This window comes from Halomonas sp. E14, assembly GCF_052568415.1.
Window position 1 is genome coordinate 860,310 of sequence record NZ_CP199423.1, and the last position, 16,257, is coordinate 876,566.

A 16,257-nucleotide genomic window follows, 5' to 3' on the forward strand; every position below is an offset into this window, starting at 1 on the left:
GTCAGCGGTCCCGCCGCTTGGCACGCCGATAGAGCCACATTCCCATTAGCAGCAGCCCCAGGGCGGAGAGATTCCAGGCGAGGTCATAGGCGAATAGGTCGACCCCGTAGCGTATCTGATGGATGCGCAGCAGCTTATGGCTGACGATACCGTCGAAGAGCTGGAAGCCGCCCATGCCGAGGAAAAGACCGGCCCAGGCCCAGTGCGCCGCCAGCCGGCGCCGCTGTGCCAGGTCGAGCAGCAGGAAGGCACCGATCACGATGGCCAGCAGCTCTGCCGCATGCAGCAGGCCATCCGAGACGATGCCGATGGTCGGCGTGGCATGGTCGAAGAAGTGATGCCACTGCAGCAATTGATGGAAGACGATCTCGTCGATACCGGCCATGATGCCGGCGCCGACCAAGGCAGCGGACCACAGTGACCGCCGAGCGGCCGTCTCCTTGGGCGGTGGCGTCTGGGACGTCGGCATAGGCATCCTTGCGCTTGGTGACGTCTCTCAACAGTAGGCCAGCCGAGTCACGACGCAAGTGGATGACCCTATTTGCGGCGCCCGTGTGGTGCACGAAGGTTGGTGTCACCCGCCAGTGTGGTTAAGCTGCACGCTGTTTCATTTGCGGCCGCTGCATAGCCGCCGTATCCATCTGCACTGCATAGGAAGCGCTCATGCTCGTGATGATCCTTGGCCTCGTGATATTTCTCGGCTCGCACTCCGTGCGCATCGTTGCCGAAGACTGGCGCACCGCCCAAGTCCAGCGCCTGGGCGAGCAGCGCTGGAAGCTGCTGTTTTCCCTGGTGTCTCTGTTCGGCCTGGCGATAGCCATCTGGGGCTATGGGCGCATGCGGCTCGACCCCACATGGGTATGGTTCCCGCCGATGGGGCTGCGCCATGCCGTGGCGCTGCTGATGATCCCGGCATTCATCCTGCTGGTAGCCGCCTATGTGCCCAACAATCACATCAAGGCCAAGCTGGGCCACCCCATGGTGCTGGCCGTCAAGCTGTGGGCATTCGGGCATCTGCTGGCCAATGGCAGGCTGGGCGACATCATCTTCTTCGGTGCCTTCCTGCTGTGGGCCGTGCTCGACTTTCGCTCTGCTCGCCGCCGCCAGCCCAGCCCGTCCGTCGCACCGCGTCCGGTCGGCACCGCCATTGCGGTCGTCGGCGGCCTGATCGCTTACTACCTCTTTGCCTTCCATCTGCACGTATGGATCACCGGTGTGCCGGTGATGTAATCAGCGCGTGTCCCTGCGGTGAAAATGACGTTGATTTAAATCAAGGCGGCATGGCAGCGCATGGTCAAAGCTAGGAGAGTCGCCGGTTGCCGGCTTCACGATCCGAGGAACGACCATGCCTGCCATGATGAAAGCCGCGATCTTCGTTGAGCCTGGCCGCATCGAAATCGACGACAAGCCCATTCCCGAGATTGGCCCCAACGATGCCTTGGTGCGCGTCACCACCACGACCATCTGCGGCACCGACATCCATATCCTCAAGGGGGAGTACCCGGTCGAGCGGGGCCTGACCATCGGCCATGAGCCGGTCGGCGTGATCGAGAAGCTGGGCGCCAACGTTCAGGGTTACCAGGAAGGACAGCGGGTGATCGCCGGCGCCATATGCCCAAGCTTCACCTCCTACGCCTGCCAGGATGGTTGCAGCGCCCAGGATGGCGGACACCATGCCCACGGCTACAAGCCGATGGGCGGCTGGCGCTTCGGCAACACCATCGACGGTGCCCAGGCCGAATACCTGCTGGTGCCCGACGCCCAGGCCAACCTGGCGCCGGTGCCCGACGGCCTCAGCGACGAACAGGTGCTGATGTGCCCCGACATCATGTCGACCGGCTTTGCCGGCGCCGAGTCCGCGGGCATCAAGATCGGCGACAGCGTGGCGGTGTTCGCCCAGGGCCCGATCGGGCTGTGCGCCACGGCCGGGGCCAGGCTGCGTGGCGCCGGGCTGATCATCGCCGTGGACGGCGTCGACGAGCGCCTGGCCATGGCACGCCAGATGGGCGCCGACATTACCCTCGATTTTCGCAAGGTCGACGTGGTCGAGGAGATCCTGCGCCTCACCGGCGGGCGGGGCGCGGACGCTTCCATCGAAGCGCTGGGGCTGCAGTCCACCTTCGAGGCGGCGCTGCGGGTCATCAAGCCGGGCGGCACCCTGTCGAGCCTGGGCGTCTACTCCAGCGACCTCTCCCTCCCCCTCGGTGCCTTCTGCGCCGGCCTGGGCGACCACAAGATCATTACCTCGCTGTGCCCGGGCGGAAAGGAGCGCATGCGCCGCCTGATGCAGGTGATCGAAACCGGGCGCATCGACCTCGGCCCCATGGTGACCCACCGCTACGCCCTGGAGGACATCGTCGCGGCCTATGATCTCTTCTCCCACCAGCGCGATGGGGTCTTGAAGGTCGCCATTCAGGCAAGTTGAGCCCTGCGGGCCGTTTCTTTTCGTACCGAGGCGGCGGCGTCAGCCGTCGTCCTGAGTCGCCAAGGGAAAGCGGACATCGAAGCCGCGGGCGTCGAGCTGGCGAATCTCGCGGGGTCGGCCCTGGTCGTCGAAGTCCACCAGGCCGATCCCGCAGCCGTTCCACAGCCGTTCGCCGGCCTTGGCGCGGTCCGGGTCGCGCGGGGTGATGGCCAGGCGACGGCGCTGGGTCAGCCAGTTGAGCGGCGAGCGGGGGGCATAGAGCCAGCGGTTCAGCCGGTCGAACCAGTCGAGCAGGGTGTTGGGAAAGGTGTTCTTGATGCCGCTGGAGGTGACCTGCCACAGGTGCGGCCCCTGCCTGCGATGGCGGATCCTGATGTAGTAGGCGAAGGAGTAGTGCACGTCGCCGGAGAGGATCACGTAGTTCCCCGGGGTGCGCGAATGGCGGAAGATGTTGAGCAGCACGCTGGCCGCGCCGCGGTGAGCCATCCAGTTCTCGGCATCCACCACCAGCGGTTTGCCGGCCAGGGTGAAGAGCTTCTGCACCACCTCGATCAGCTTGACGCCGAACATCGGCGCCGGCGAGACGATGACCACCGAGCGGTAATCCAGCAGCGCCTGCTGGAGGTCGCTCAACGCTTCCCAATCCATCAGCCCCGATGGACGCCTGGGGCTGCGTTCGCTGCGCCAGCGGCGGGTGCGGGTGTCCAGCACCACCAGCGGCGGTTCGCCGGGCACCTGGTACTCCCAGCCCTCGAAGCGCAGCAGCCGGCGGATCAGGGTGTCCAGCGCCTTGCCGTCGAGCCAGCCGTCGTTCGCGGCGGCGCCCTCGAGCAGGCGCACGCATTCGTTCAGCGGCTCGGCGAGGCGGTCCGGGTCGTTGCCCCAGCCTTGGCAGAGCAGGTAGCCGACCAGGGCATTGCCGATGATCCGCCGCGAGAAGGGGTGGCCATAGGCGGTGCTTTCCCAGTCGGCGGTGAGATTCCAGTCGTCGGTGACGTCGTGGTCGTCGAAGATCATCAGAGTGGGCAGGCGGGCCAGCAGCCGCGCGCAGGCCGGCATGCCCTGCACGAAGCGTTCGATGACCGCCTGCTGCTGCTGAAACAGGGCGAATTGCGTCTCCGCCAGCGGGGGCGCTTCGATCTCGATCAACCGCCAGGGCGTCGGTGACCAGGTCAGCAGGTACATGGCCACCATCTCGGCCAGGGTGACCAGGTGGTTGTGGGCGTTGGCCGAGGTGAACACCGGCTTGCGCACGCCACCGAAGAAGCGCTCGCGCAGGTTCTTGCTGCTCTCGACGTCGGGCAGCAGCGACTCGCGGGCATAGTAGTGGGCGGCCTCGCCGTGAAGGGCGCGGCTGTCGGTCGCCACGGCGCCCTCCAGCGGCTCGTCAAACAGTCCCAGGCGCCGGATCAGCGCATGGATGGCCACCAGCATCGGGCCGGCGACGTCGTCGGCGTATATCTGGTCGCCGGTCATCAGCAGCCAGGCGGGGCGCTCGTCGGGCTGGTGGCGCCTTTCCGCCAGCCAGGCCTCGGCGCGTACCAGGCCATCGGGGCCATCGTGGTGGGGCTTGCGGCAGGAGCCATGGAGCAGCCGGTGGTGGCGGCTGCTCAGCACGAAGCTGGGCAGCTCGCCGTCGGTATCGAGCAGGTGGGGCCCCCAGTCGGCGATTCCCCGCGCCAGGCCTGCGTCCCGAAAGCCGAGGTCGTAGGTGATCAGGCTGTCGCGGGGCAGCGGTGTTTCCAGCGGCAGGTCGATCAGGTGCAGCCAGGCGTGGCGCCCCACGGGCAGGCACCGGCAGTGTTCGTCCAGGGTGAGCCACCGGGTTGCCTCACCCGCCGGGGTGAGGACGAGGGTCAGCTCGAGGCGGCGGGTGGTGGCCAGCCAGAGCACCAGGCGCTCGGGCGACAGGCGCCGCAGCAGCGGGCCGGCCAGGACTGCAGGAAGCGGGACTTCGTTGCAGAGGGTGCCGTTCAAGTTAGCTCCATATCGCAGTGGCATGATCATCGGAGGCCTGGCGGCGCTAGCGAAGCGGGCTCGACGGCAGCCAGCCCCGGCAGGCCGGGGCGCGCCTGCGCTGGGCGGCGAGCCATGCACCCGGGAAGCGGGGCGAAACCGTAGCGTCATGCGGCCAAGGATGCCGGGTCCGGCATGAACGCAGCATGAACGCTAACGCCAGCATCGGGCAAGCCGGCGCGGCAGGGTGTCATCGTCAACGCCCGCCGGGTACTCTCCGGCGGGCTTTTCGCTGGGGTAGGGACGATGGCTCGCGCGTGAGCGGCCTTCGGGGACGGCGCTACAGGCGGCTGGCGACGGCGTCGAGGAAGCCGTTCATGTCGACCAGGGTCTCGCGTGCCGGGTCGTTGGTCTTGCCCCTGAGGTCGCCGGTAATGATGCCGGCGTCAACGGTGTCGATCAGCGCCGCCTTGAGGCGGTGGGCATAGTCGACCAGGGCATCGTTCTCCTCGCGCTCGCCCAGGGTCTCCAGGGCGTTGGCCACGGCGAAGAGCAGCGCCGACGAGTTGAAGTGCGCCTCCTTGCCGTCGGTTTCCAGGTATTTCAGGTAGAGGTCGTGGGCGGTGCCGTGGGGCGCCTCGAAGAGCATGGTGCCGTCCTTGCTCTCGATGATGGAGCTGGCGGTGGCGAGGCTGCCGCCCAGTGCGGCGGAAATGTCCGAGAAGATGTCGCCGTCCAGGTTCTGGGCCGGGTAAAGGGCATTGCGGGGTGGGTCGGTGATCATCTTGATGAGCTGGCTGGAGGGCCGCATGATCATGAAGGACGGCGGCGGTGTGCCGCCCTGGGCCAGCTCCCGGCGCACGTCGGTGATCACGGTGCTGAACACCTCGTCGTACTCCATGTACTCGCGCTTGAGGCCGAAATAGACCTCCTTGCCCTTGCGCGAGGCGTCGCGGAAAACCTGCAGCACCCAGTCCTTGATCGCCGCTTGGTCGTTGGACATCAGCAGGATGGGGTCGCCCTTGCTGACCCGGCGTGCATGTTTCTCCTCGCCGTCGATGATCACCTTGAGGATGCCGTCCTCCTCGGCGGGAGCGTTGAAGCTGCCGTACTGGTCGCCGCCGCCGGCGCTCATGCGCGAGATGGAGACCTGGACCTTGCGGTCGGGAATGCCGTAGCGCTTGAGCTGCTCCACCAGCTTGTAGAGCTTGCGGCCGGTGGTGTTGTCCGGCACTCCCCACAGTGCCCGCTGCGGCGGGTTGGCCACCAGGCGCGCCGCCTGGGCGTCGATCAGCTCGTAGAAGTACTTGAGCCCCAGGGCCTCGACCTGCTCCCGATAGTTCGCCTCGTATACCCCTTCGATGGCGGCGCGCATCACGCCGTCGTAGCCGGCGATCACGGTGTCCTTGAGCCCCAGGTAGATGTCGCGCTTCTCGCCGATGGCCCGCTGGAAGAAGCGGTGGGCCCACGCCTTCACCTCCTCCAGGTCGTTGGTGGCCAGGAGCCAGGGGTCGCCCTTGTTGACCTCGCGTCGGTGCAGCTCCACCGGGTCGCCGCTGGCTCCCACGAACATCAGCTTGACCACGCCGGTCGCCCGCGAGAGCTCGTTGTAGCTGTCCTTGATGCCGCCGAACTCCATGGTGTCGACCACGATGTCGCGGCCGACCCATTCTGGGCGCTTCACCTTGAGGTTGCGGAACTGGATGTCCTCGCGGGTGATGTTGCCGCCGATGCCCTTGCGGATGGCGCCATTGGGTGACTTGGTGGCCAGCGGGTGCAGCCGGGTGCCGTCGATCTCGGGGTGCTTGGCGAGCAGCTCGCCGAGCTGGCTGCGGTTGACCGTCATGCCGGCGTTCTTGATCCCCACGCCGTGCTTGCGCAGCGCCTCGATGGCGTCGATCACCACCTGCCCGTTGGAGACCAGCCGGTTTTCCGCCGAGAGATCGATCTCCACCAGGGGAATCTTCAGCCGGGAGGTCACGAAGGTCTCGAGAATCCTCGCGAAGGCGACCTGGGCCATCTCGTCGCCATGCAGGATGACGAGAGGGGCATCGACGCGGATCTTGTTGCTCATCACGGCTTCCTGTCTGTGGTAAACGCTTGCTTGTGTTGGGTGATCGTGGCGCTGCGCGACTGGCCCAAGGGTACGCCTGGTACGGCCACACCGCTACGCGCAGAAAGCAGTAAGGCGTGCAGTAGGGAATGCGCTTCAGCGCTTCCCCCATACGTTCTCCAGCACTTCCAGCGCTGCCGCGATGGCGGGCTCCTCGCCGCGCTCGCGCCGCCAGGCGAAGCACAGCGCGCAGGGCAGTCGGACCCCCTCGACCACCACCAGCCCGCGCTCCTGGCGCTCGGCCATGGCCAGAGCGTCGCGGGCCAGGCTCAGGCCCACGCCGGCCCGCACCAGGTCGAGCATGCACGCCTCCTGGTCTACCTGGGCCACGCCGTGAGGCGTCACGCCCAGCGGGTCGAGTACGCCATGCAGCAGGCGGTGGTGGGCCGAGAGCGGCGGCGTGACGATCCACGGCAGGGCGGCAAGGCTCGCCCAGTCGCTGCTGGCCACCCGATTGCCCCAGCCGGGCGGGGCCACCACGTGGTAATCGAAGTGGGTCAGCTCGCGGTGGTCGATATCCGGTGTCTCCGTCCCCGGGCCCTCGCCGGGTGGGGCGAGGAAAAAGCCGACGTCGAGGTCCTCGCGGCGAATCCACTCCAGCACGCTGCCGCTCATGCCGTGCTGCAGCTCGGTCTCGAGCTGGGGTGCGCGCTCCACCAGGCGATGCAGGAAGGCACCCAGGCGAATGAATTCGGGGTCGACGATGGTGCCGATGCGCAGCCTGCCGCGCAGCGTGCTGTGCAGGCTGCGGGCGCTCTGCTCGAAATCGGCCATGGCGGCCAGGGCCCGCTCCGCCGCGGGCAGCAGGGCCTGGCCGTCGGCGGTCAGCGAAAGCCCCTGGGGGCGGCGCTGGAACAGCGCCAGCCCTAGCCCTTCCTGCAGGTGCTTGAGCTTGAGGCTGACTGCCGGCTGGGTCAGGTGCAGGCGTTCGGCGGCGCGCGAGACGCTGCCTTCACGGGCCACGGTCACGAAGGCGCGCAGGGTGGGGAGGTCATGCATGCGAGTCGTCCCTCCAAGATATAAGCGTAACTTATATCTGGCTTTTGAATTACTCAATTGATCCTTGCCGTAGGCAGCGTAGGCTAGTCGGTCAATGTCATGTGCCTCTCGCTGAAAGCGACGAATGACGCGGCACTCGACCATAGATAGCCAACGACAAGACGGAGACCTCATGACGCAGAACATGATCGGACATTATATCGGTGGGCAAATGACGGCCGGCGAGTCGGGCCGCTCCCAGGATGTCTTTAACCCGGCGACGGGGCAGGTCTCCGGTCAGGTGGCGCTGGCCGCTCGCGCCGATGTGGCGACTGCCGTTGCCGCCGCCCAGGCTGCCTTCCCGGCCTGGGCCGACACGCCGCCGATCCGCCGCGCGCGGGTGCTGTTCAAGTTCCTCGAACTGCTCAACGCCAATAAGGACGAGCTGGCCCGCGCCATCACCCTGGAGCACGGCAAGGTCTTCACCGACGCCCAGGGCGAGGTGGCCCGCGGCATCGACATCGTCGAGTTCGCCTGCGGCATCCCGCAGCTGCTCAAGGGCGACTACACCGAGCAGGTGAGCACCGGCATCGACAACTGGACGATGCGCCAGCCGCTGGGCGTGGTGGCCGGCATCACGCCGTTCAACTTCCCGGTCATGGTGCCGATGTGGATGTTCCCCGTGGCCATCGCCGCCGGCAACACCTTCATCCTCAAGCCGAGCCCCACCGACCCCAGCGCCTCGCTGCTGATCGCCGAGCTGCTCAAGCAGGCCGGCCTGCCCGACGGCGTATTCAACGTGGTGCAGGGCGACAAGGAGTCGGTCGATGCGCTGATCGAGCATCCCGACGTGCAAGCGCTCTCCTTTGTCGGCTCCACGCCCATCGCCAACCTGATCTACGAGAACGGCGCGCGCCACGGCAAGCGTGTCCAGGCCTTGGGCGGGGCCAAGAACCATATGGTGGTGATGCCCGACGCCGACCTCGACAAGGCCGTCGACGCCCTGATCGGTGCCGCCTACGGCAGCGCCGGCGAGCGCTGCATGGCGATCAGCGTGGCGGTGATGGTGGGCGACGTGGCCGACAAGATCGTGCCGCGCCTGGCCGAGCGCGCTCGCGCACTGAAGGTCAAGAATGGCCTCGAGCTCGACGCCGAGATGGGCCCCATCGTCACCGCCCAGGCCCACCAGCGCATTACCGGCTACATCGAGAAGGGCGTCGCCGAGGGTGCCGAGCTGGTGGTCGATGGCCGTGAGTTCGATGCCGCCACCACCGGCGACGGCTGCGGCGAAGGCTTCTGGATGGGTGGCTCGCTGTTCGACCACGTCACCCCGGAGATGACCATCTACAAGGAAGAGATCTTCGGCCCGGTGCTGGCCTGCGTGCGGGTGCCCGATATCGCCACCGCCATCCAACTGATCAACGACCACGAGTTCGGCAACGGCGTGAGCTGCTTCACCGAGAGCGGCAGCGTGGCCCGCGAGTTCGGCCGTCGCATTCAGGTCGGCATGGTCGGCATCAACGTGCCGATCCCGGTGCCCATGGCGTGGCACGGCTTCGGCGGCTGGAAGCGCTCGCTGTTCGGTGACACCCACGCCTACGGCGAAGAGGGTGTGCGCTTCTACACCAGGCAGAAGTCGATCATGCAACGCTGGTCCGACTCGATCAACGCAGGCGCAGAGTTCGCCATGCCGACCCATAAATGAGTGGGACGGGAGAGCCCCCATGGCAGAGCAGGAATTCGACTACATCGTGGTGGGAGCCGGCACCGCCGGCTGCCTGCTGGCCAACCGCCTCAGCGCCGACCCGGCCAACCGGGTGCTGCTGATCGAGGCGGGCGGTCGCGACAACTACCACTGGGTGCATATCCCGGTGGGCTATCTCTACTGCATCAACAACCCGCGTACCGACTGGTGTTTCAAGACCGAGCCGGACAAGGGGCTCAACGGCCGCTCGCTGATCTACCCGCGCGGCAAGACCCTGGGCGGCTGCTCCAGCATCAACGGCATGCTCTATCTGCGCGGCCAGGCCCGCGACTACGACGGCTGGGCCGAGCTGGTGGGCGATGACGACTGGCGCTGGGAGAACTGCCTGCCCGACTTCATGAAGCATGAAGACCACTACCGCCTGGACGAGGGCGGCGATGCCGATGCCGCCCACCGCGACTATCACGGCCACGGCGGCGAATGGCGGATCGAGAAGCAGCGCCTCAAGTGGGAGGTGCTCGACGACTTCGCCGAAGCGGCGGTGCAGGCGGGCATCCCGCGTACGCGGGACTTCAATCGCGGCGACAACGAGGGCGTCGACTACTTCGAGGTCAACCAGCGCGACGGCTGGCGCTGGAACGCCGCCAAGGCCTTCCTGCGTCCGGTGTGCGAGAAGCGCGACAACTTTACCCTGTGGCACTCCACCCAGGTCCACCGCCTGCTGTTCGACACCGCGGAGGGCAAGCCCCGTGCCAGCGGCGTCGAGCTCGAGCGCAACGGCACGGTCAGCCGGGTCAGCGCTAAACGCGAGGTGATCCTGGCCGCCGGCGCCATCGGCTCGCCGCAGCTGCTGCAGCTCTCCGGCATCGGCCCGGCGGGGCTCCTGGCCGAGCATGGCATTCCGCTGGTTCACGAGCTGCCCGGGGTAGGGGAGAACCTGCAGGACCACCTGCAGATCCGCTCGGTCTACAAGGTCACCGGCGCCAAGACGCTCAATACCCTGGCCGCCTCCTGGCTGGGCAAGGCGAAGATCGGCATGGAGTACCTGCTGCGCCGCACCGGGCCGATGAGCATGGCCCCCTCGCAGCTGTGCATCTTCACCCGCAGCAGCGACGAGTATGAACATCCCAACATCGAATACCACGTCCAGCCGCTGAGCCTCGAGGCCTTCGGCCAGCCGCTGCACGACTACCCGGCAATCACCGCCAGCGTGTGCAACCTCAACCCCACCAGCCGCGGCAGCGTGCGCATCAAGAGCCGCGACCCGCGTCAGGCCCCGGCCATCGCGCCCAACTACCTCAGCACCGAGGAGGATCGCAGGGTGGCGGCTGACTCGCTGCGAGTCACGCGGCGTATCGCCGAGCAGCCCGCCTTCGCCAAGTATCGGCCGGAAGAGGTCAAGCCGGGTGTGGAGTACCAGAGCGATGAGGACCTGGCGCGCCTGGCCGGCGACATCGGCACCACCATCTTCCACCCGGTGGGCACGGCCAAGATGGGCCGTGGCGACGATCCCCTGGCGGTGGTGGACGCCCACCTGCGCGTGCATGGCGTCGAGGGGCTGCGGGTAGTGGATGCCAGCATCATGCCCACCATCACCAGCGGCAACACCAACTCTCCGACGCTGATGATTGCCGAGAAGGCGGCGGGCTGGATTCTCGCGGGGCGGTAACAATTACGTCATCCACACAAAATAGTATTTGACGTGGGTGAGTGAAGAGCGCAAGATGCGTGCAGTTGGTTGGCAAGTCGAACATCGCAAGTGGTCATCGTAACGCTCCGGCGTCGATTTCCCGGTGAAAAGTTTCTTGTTTTGCCCACTGCAACTCGGGTATTTCCCGGAAAATCAATGCTGTTAGAGGAATTACGATAATGGCTACTGGTACTGTCAAGTGGTTCAACGACACTAAGGGCTTCGGCTTCATCTCTCCGGACGACAACGGTGACGACCTGTTCGCTCACTTCTCCGAGATTCAGGCTGACGGCTTCAAGACTCTGCAGGACGGCCAGAAGGTTTCCTTCGACGTCACTCAGGGCAAGAAAGGCCTCCAGGCTTCCAACATCAAGGTCATCGGCTAAGCTTCGGCTCACCATGAACTGATGTGCCACCTCGGTGGCAAGAAAGGCCCGCGAAAGCGGGCCTTTTTGCGTGAGTGCTGCTTCGGTTTATATTCGTTTTTGGCATTTAGGAATTTCTAAAAATAACTTTTTAGAATATGCGGCTGCCGTCACAATGGCCGGGCTCCTTGGTGAACGGAACCCATGAACATGCCGCTGGATGCCTGGATCTCTTTGGCCGTGGTCACGGCCGTCTTTCCCCTGATGGCTTTCTCGCGCCTCGGCCCCGACATCGTACTGCTGGGGGCGGTGATCCTGCTGCTGACCTTGGGCGTGATCGACCCGAGCCAGGCGCTGGGCGGTTTTTCCAGCACTGGATTGTTCACCGTGGCCTTCATGTACGTGCTGGTAGCCAGCATCCGCGAGACCGGCGGCATCGACCTGATCATTCGCCATGTGCTGGGTCGGCCGCGGCGTGAAGGCATCGCCCTGGCCCGCCTGGTTGTACCGGTAGCCGCCCTCAGCGGCTTTCTCAACAACACGCCGGTCGTTGCTACCTACATTCCCGCCGTGCTGAGCTGGAGTCGCCGCCTGCAGCTGCCCGCGCACCGGCTGCTGATGCCGCTCAGCTTCGCCTCCATCCTAGGGGGCACGGTTACCTTGATCGGCACCAGCACCAACCTGGTGGTGCACGGCCTGCTGGTGGAGCGTTATCCGAGCCTGGAGATGGGGCTGTTCGACCTCGCCTGGGTGGGGTTGCCCGTGGCGCTGATCGGGGTGCTCTATCTGATCTTCATTGCCCCGCGCCTGCTTCCCGCCCGCCGTGGCGCAGCCTCGGCCTTCGAGAATCCCCGCGAATTCACCATCGAGATGGAAGTCGACCCCGCCGGCCCGCTGGTTGACCGCAGCGTGGAGGAGGCCGGCCTGCGCCACCTGCGCGAGCTGTTCCTGGTAGAGATCGAGCGCGAGGGCAACGTGGTCAGCGTGGTGGGGCCAGGCGAACGACTCAAGGGCGGCGATCGGCTGGTGTTTGCCGGTACCTCCGACGGCGCCGTGGAGCTGCAGCAGATTCGCGGACTTAGGCCGTCGCGGCACGGTGAATCGAGCCTGGAAAAGGAGTTCCAGGAGCGGCGCCTGGTGGAGGCGGTGGTGTCCGACCAGTGCCAGTTCGTCGGCAAGCGCATTCGTGACGGCCACTTCCGCAGCCTTTACGGTGCTGCCGTGCTGGCGGTGTGCCGCGGCGGCGAGCGCGTGGCGGGCAACCTCGGCCAGGTGCGCCTGCAGCCTGCCGACGTGCTGCTGCTGGAGGCGCGTCCGCCGTTCATCGAGCGCCACCGCCAGTCGCGTGACTTCCTGCTGATCAGCCAGGTCAACGGCCAGGCGCGTCCCAAGCACGAGAAGGCCTGGCTGGCCTGGAGCATCCTGGCCGGCGTGGTAGCGCTCGCCACCTTCGGCGTGATGAGCATGATGAACGCCGCCATGCTGGGTGCGGTGCTGGTGCTGGTCACCGGCTGCTGCTCGGTGGGAGCGGCCAAACGTGGGCTCGATACCCAGGTGCTGCTCACCATCGCCGCCTCCTTCGGCCTGGGCGCGGCGCTGGAGAGCTCCGGCGCCGCCGCCACCCTGGCCGGCCTCGCCCTGGGCCTGGCCGACGGCAACCCCTGGCTGCTGCTGATCGGCAGCTACCTGCTGGTAGCGCTGCTGACCGAGCTGGTCACCAACAACGCGGCGGCGGTGATCACCTTCCCGGTGGTCATGGCGAGCGCCGAGAGTCTGGGCGTCAACCCCATGCCCTTCGTGGTGGCGGTGATGTTTGCCGCCTCGGCCAGCTTTCTCACCCCTATCGGCTACCAGACCAACCTGATGGTGCACGGCCCCGGTGGCTACCGCTTCGGCGACTTCCTGCGCGTGGGCGGCCTGCTCAACGTGCTGACGGCGATCGTTGCCCTGGCGCTGATTCCTCTGGTGTGGCCGTTCTGAGCCGCCCGATGCTCGCCGTGGTCATGGCTTTGCGGTAGGGTGTCGGCTTTCGACCGACTGCGACGAAGGAAGCCCGCCATGAGCCACCCCGGCGAACTGATCATCGAACCCAGGAGCGGCCGTCCCGCCGACGCCTGTGTCTTTATCCTGCATGGCCTGGGGGCCGACGGCCACGACTTCGAGCCCCTGGTGCCGGCGCTTCCGCTGCCCGCCGAGGCCAGCGTGCGTTTCATCCTGCCCCATGCGCCGCGGCTGCCGGTGACCATCAACGGCGGCATGGTCATGCCGGCGTGGTACGACATTCTCGAGATGAGCCTGGACCGGCGTGTCGACACGACACAGCTGGTGGCCTCCGCCGAGCGCATTCAGGAGCTGATGCAGGAGCAGATCGACCTCGGCATCGACAGTCGGCGCATCATCCTCGCCGGCTTCTCCCAGGGCGGGGCGGTGGCCTACCAGGCGGCACTCTCGTTCCCGGCGCCGCTAGGCGGGCTGTTGGCGCTCTCCACCTACTTCGCCACCGCCGACACCATCGAGCTGAACGAAGCCAACCGCGAGCTGCCGATTGCCATCCACCATGGCAGCTTCGACCCGGTGGTGCCCGACATGCTCGGCAGGGCCGCCAGTCAGCGCCTGCAGGAGCTGGGCTACGCCGTGGAGTACCACAGCTACCCGATGGCGCATGCGGTCTGCCCGCAGCAGGTAAGCGACATCGCCAAGTGGCTGAGCGCCCGACTGGGTTGAGCGGCATGCGCGAGACCGTCGCGGCCCCCAGCCGGCTGCGTACCTGCCTGCACAGCAGCCGGCCGAACTTCCTGCTGCTGGCGCCGCTGTGCGCCGGACTTGCGCTGACCGCCGCCTGGGCCGACGGCCTTGGCACGAGCGGGCTCGATGCGCTGCTGGTGCTGCTCGGCGCGCTGCTGGCCCACGCCGCCGTCAACCTGTTCAACGAGCACCATGACTACCGCTCAGGGCTCGATGCGCTGACCCAGCGCACAGCGTTTTCCGGCGGCAGCGGGGCGCTGCAGGCAAGCCCCGCTGCCGCCCGGGCGGTGTTGGCCGCCGCGCAGGTCTGCCTGGCCGGCGTCGTCGGCATCGGTGCCTGGTTCCTGTGGCGTACGGGCCCCGCCATGCTGCTTTACGGTCTCGCCGGCGTGGGGCTGGTGGTGGCCTATACCGGCTGGCTGACTCGCCGGCCCTGGCTCTGTCTGATGGCGCCGGGGGTCGGCTTTGGCCTGCTGATGGTGGCGGGCGGCTACCAAGCGCTGACCGGTACGCTGAGCGCAACGGCGGTGTCGGCGGCGCTGGTGCCCACGTCCATGGTGAGCGCGCTGCTGCTGCTCAACCAACTGCCCGATATCGAGGCCGATCGCCGGGTGGGGCGCGACCACCTGGCGATTCGCCTGGGGCCGCGGCGAGCGGCCCGGCTGGTGGCGCTGCTGATGGTTGCGGCCTTCGCTGTGGTGCCCCTGGCCTGGCAGCTCGGCGCGTTGCCCAGCACGGCCTGGCTGATGTGGCTGGCGCTGCCGCTGCTGGCCTGGCTGGTGCGCGGCCTGTGGCGGCTGCCGCCCGAGGTGGAACAGGGCGAGCTGGCGCCGCTGCTGCCGCTGATGGGGAGCAATGTGGCCGTGCTGCTGGGAAGCTTGACCTTGCTCAACCTGGGGCTCATTGCGGCGGCCTGAGCGGCGTTTGCGCCCTTGGCTGTATCGACACGGCCAGGCCTGCTGGGCAAGATGGCAGCATCCGTTTCCGTTACCCTCAGGACGCTTCAATGAGCACTTCCCCGTACGCCAACCTTCCCGACGCTCAAGGTTTCTTCGGCCGCTTTGGCGGGCAATTTATCCCGCCCGAGCTCAAGGCAGTGATGGACGAGATCCACGCTGCCTACGAAGAGATTCGCGTACGCGACGACTTCCAGCAGGAGCTGGCCGAGCTGTTTGCCGACTACGTCGGTCGCCCCAGCCCGATCTTCCACGCCCGGCGCCTTTCCGAAAAGCTCGGCGGTGCCCAGCTGTACCTCAAGCGCGAGGACCTCAACCACACCGGCGCGCACAAGATCAACCACTGCCTGGGCGAGGCGCTGCTGGCCAAGTTCATGGGCAAGACCAAGGTGATCGCCGAGACCGGTGCCGGCCAGCACGGCGTGGCGCTGGCCACCGCCTGCGCCCTGGTAGGCATTCCCTGCGAGATCCACATGGGCCAGGTGGACATCGAGAAGGAGCACCCCAACGTCACCAAGATGAAGATCCTCGGCTGCAAGCTGGTGGCGGTCACGCGTGGTACCGCCACGCTCAAGGATGCCGTGGACAGCGCCTTCGAGGAGTACCTGAAGGACCCGCAGAACTACATCTATGCCATCGGCTCGGTGGTGGGGCCGCACCCCTTCCCGAAGATGGTGCGCGACTTCCAGTCGATCATCGGCCGCGAAGCGCGCGAGCAGTTCCTGGCGCGCCACGGGCGGCTGCCCGACTACGTCACCGCCTGCGTCGGCGGTGGCTCCAACGCTATCGGTATGTTCACCGCCTTCCTCGATGACGACGCGGTTCGGCTGGTGGGTGTGGAGCCCGCCGGCGAGGGCCTCGATACCCAGCGCCACTCGGCCACCCTGACCCTGGGCAAGCCCGGCGAGATCCACGGCATGGCGTGCTACGTGCTGGAGGACGAGCAGGGCAATCCGCTGCCGGTGCACTCCATCGCTTCGGGGCTCGACTACCCGGGCGTGGGCCCGCAGCACAGCTACCTCAAGGAGCAGGGCCGGGTCGATTACGAGACTGCCACCGACGCCGAATGCCTCGACGCCTTCCTGACCCTGTCGCGGGTGGAGGGCATCATCCCGGCGCTGGAGAGCGCCCATGCGGTGGCCTGGGCCATGCGCGTGGCGCCCCGTCTGCCGAAGGACCACCATATCCTGATCAACCTGTCCGGCCGCGGCGACAAGGATGCCGACTACGTGGCGCAAAAGCTCGGACTCTGACAGGCTAGTAGGGGACGTACCTGCCCGAAATTGGCCTTCCACGGTTGAGTCGGGCAGGATAAATCCCAAGG

At 66.8% G+C, this 16,257-nt stretch carries 13 protein-coding genes; 9 read left to right on the top strand and 4 right to left on the bottom strand.

Annotated elements, in window-relative coordinates; translation table 11 throughout:
- Position 1 precedes the first annotated feature (1 nt).
- Positions 2-469: a DUF2243 domain-containing protein gene (locus ACT7B3_RS03965; protein WP_445156918.1), complete on the bottom strand. Its 468-nt coding sequence runs from the start codon at positions 467-469 to the stop codon at positions 2-4.
- A 194-nt stretch (positions 470-663) separates the two neighbouring features.
- Between ACT7B3_RS03965 and ACT7B3_RS03970 the strand changes: the two genes are divergently transcribed.
- The gene (locus ACT7B3_RS03970) at positions 664-1,230 is read left to right on the top strand and encodes an NnrU family protein (protein ID WP_445156919.1); all 567 of its coding nucleotides are present in this window, start codon (positions 664-666) and stop codon (positions 1,228-1,230) included.
- A gap of 115 nt (positions 1,231-1,345) precedes the next feature.
- The gene (locus ACT7B3_RS03975; protein ID WP_445156920.1) at positions 1,346-2,425 is read left to right on the top strand and encodes an NAD(P)-dependent alcohol dehydrogenase; all 1,080 of its coding nucleotides are present in this window, start codon (positions 1,346-1,348) and stop codon (positions 2,423-2,425) included.
- A gap of 39 nt (positions 2,426-2,464) precedes the next feature.
- Here ACT7B3_RS03975 and ACT7B3_RS03980 read toward each other — a convergent pair whose 3' ends face one another.
- The 3 genes from ACT7B3_RS03980 to ACT7B3_RS03990 all read right to left on the bottom strand — a co-directional run bounded on the left by ACT7B3_RS03980 (position 2,465) and on the right by ACT7B3_RS03990 (position 7,493).
- Complete coding sequence (locus ACT7B3_RS03980; protein WP_445156921.1) at positions 2,465-4,426, bottom strand: alkaline phosphatase D family protein; 1,962 nt, start codon at positions 4,424-4,426, stop codon at positions 2,465-2,467.
- Positions 4,427-4,721: 295 nt separating this feature from the next.
- On the bottom strand, positions 4,722-6,455 hold the full coding sequence (locus ACT7B3_RS03985) for an isocitrate/isopropylmalate family dehydrogenase (RefSeq protein WP_445156922.1): 1,734 nt from the start codon (positions 6,453-6,455) through the stop codon (positions 4,722-4,724).
- 135 nt (positions 6,456-6,590) lie between these two features.
- Positions 6,591-7,493 (bottom strand): LysR family transcriptional regulator, encoded by a 903-nt coding sequence (locus ACT7B3_RS03990; protein ID WP_445156923.1) that lies wholly within the window; start codon positions 7,491-7,493, stop codon positions 6,591-6,593.
- A gap of 172 nt (positions 7,494-7,665) precedes the next feature.
- Between ACT7B3_RS03990 and ACT7B3_RS03995 the strand changes: the two genes are divergently transcribed.
- The 7 genes from ACT7B3_RS03995 (at position 7,666) to trpB (ending at position 16,186) form a co-directional block, all read left to right on the top strand.
- Positions 7,666-9,177 (top strand): CoA-acylating methylmalonate-semialdehyde dehydrogenase, encoded by a 1,512-nt coding sequence (locus ACT7B3_RS03995; protein ID WP_445156924.1) that lies wholly within the window; start codon positions 7,666-7,668, stop codon positions 9,175-9,177.
- Positions 9,178-9,196: 19 nt separating this feature from the next.
- A complete protein-coding gene (locus ACT7B3_RS04000) occupies positions 9,197-10,846 on the top strand; it encodes a GMC family oxidoreductase (protein ID WP_444678278.1) in 1,650 nt (549 codons plus the stop codon).
- 200 nt (positions 10,847-11,046) lie between these two features.
- Complete coding sequence (locus ACT7B3_RS04005; RefSeq protein ID WP_010629501.1) at positions 11,047-11,253, top strand: cold-shock protein; 207 nt, start codon at positions 11,047-11,049, stop codon at positions 11,251-11,253.
- Between the two features lie 189 nt (positions 11,254-11,442).
- The gene (locus ACT7B3_RS04010; RefSeq protein WP_445158839.1) at positions 11,443-13,212 is read left to right on the top strand and encodes an SLC13 family permease; all 1,770 of its coding nucleotides are present in this window, start codon (positions 11,443-11,445) and stop codon (positions 13,210-13,212) included.
- A gap of 78 nt (positions 13,213-13,290) precedes the next feature.
- A complete protein-coding gene (locus tag ACT7B3_RS04015; protein WP_444678277.1) occupies positions 13,291-13,956 on the top strand; it encodes an alpha/beta hydrolase in 666 nt (221 codons plus the stop codon).
- A 5-nt stretch (positions 13,957-13,961) separates the two neighbouring features.
- Entirely contained in the window at positions 13,962-14,894 is a 933-nt protein-coding gene (locus ACT7B3_RS04020; protein WP_445156925.1) for a prenyltransferase, read from the top strand.
- A gap of 89 nt (positions 14,895-14,983) precedes the next feature.
- Positions 14,984-16,186 (top strand): tryptophan synthase subunit beta, encoded by a 1,203-nt coding sequence (trpB, locus tag ACT7B3_RS04025; protein WP_444678275.1) that lies wholly within the window; start codon positions 14,984-14,986, stop codon positions 16,184-16,186.
- Positions 16,187-16,257: the final 71 nt, after the last annotated feature.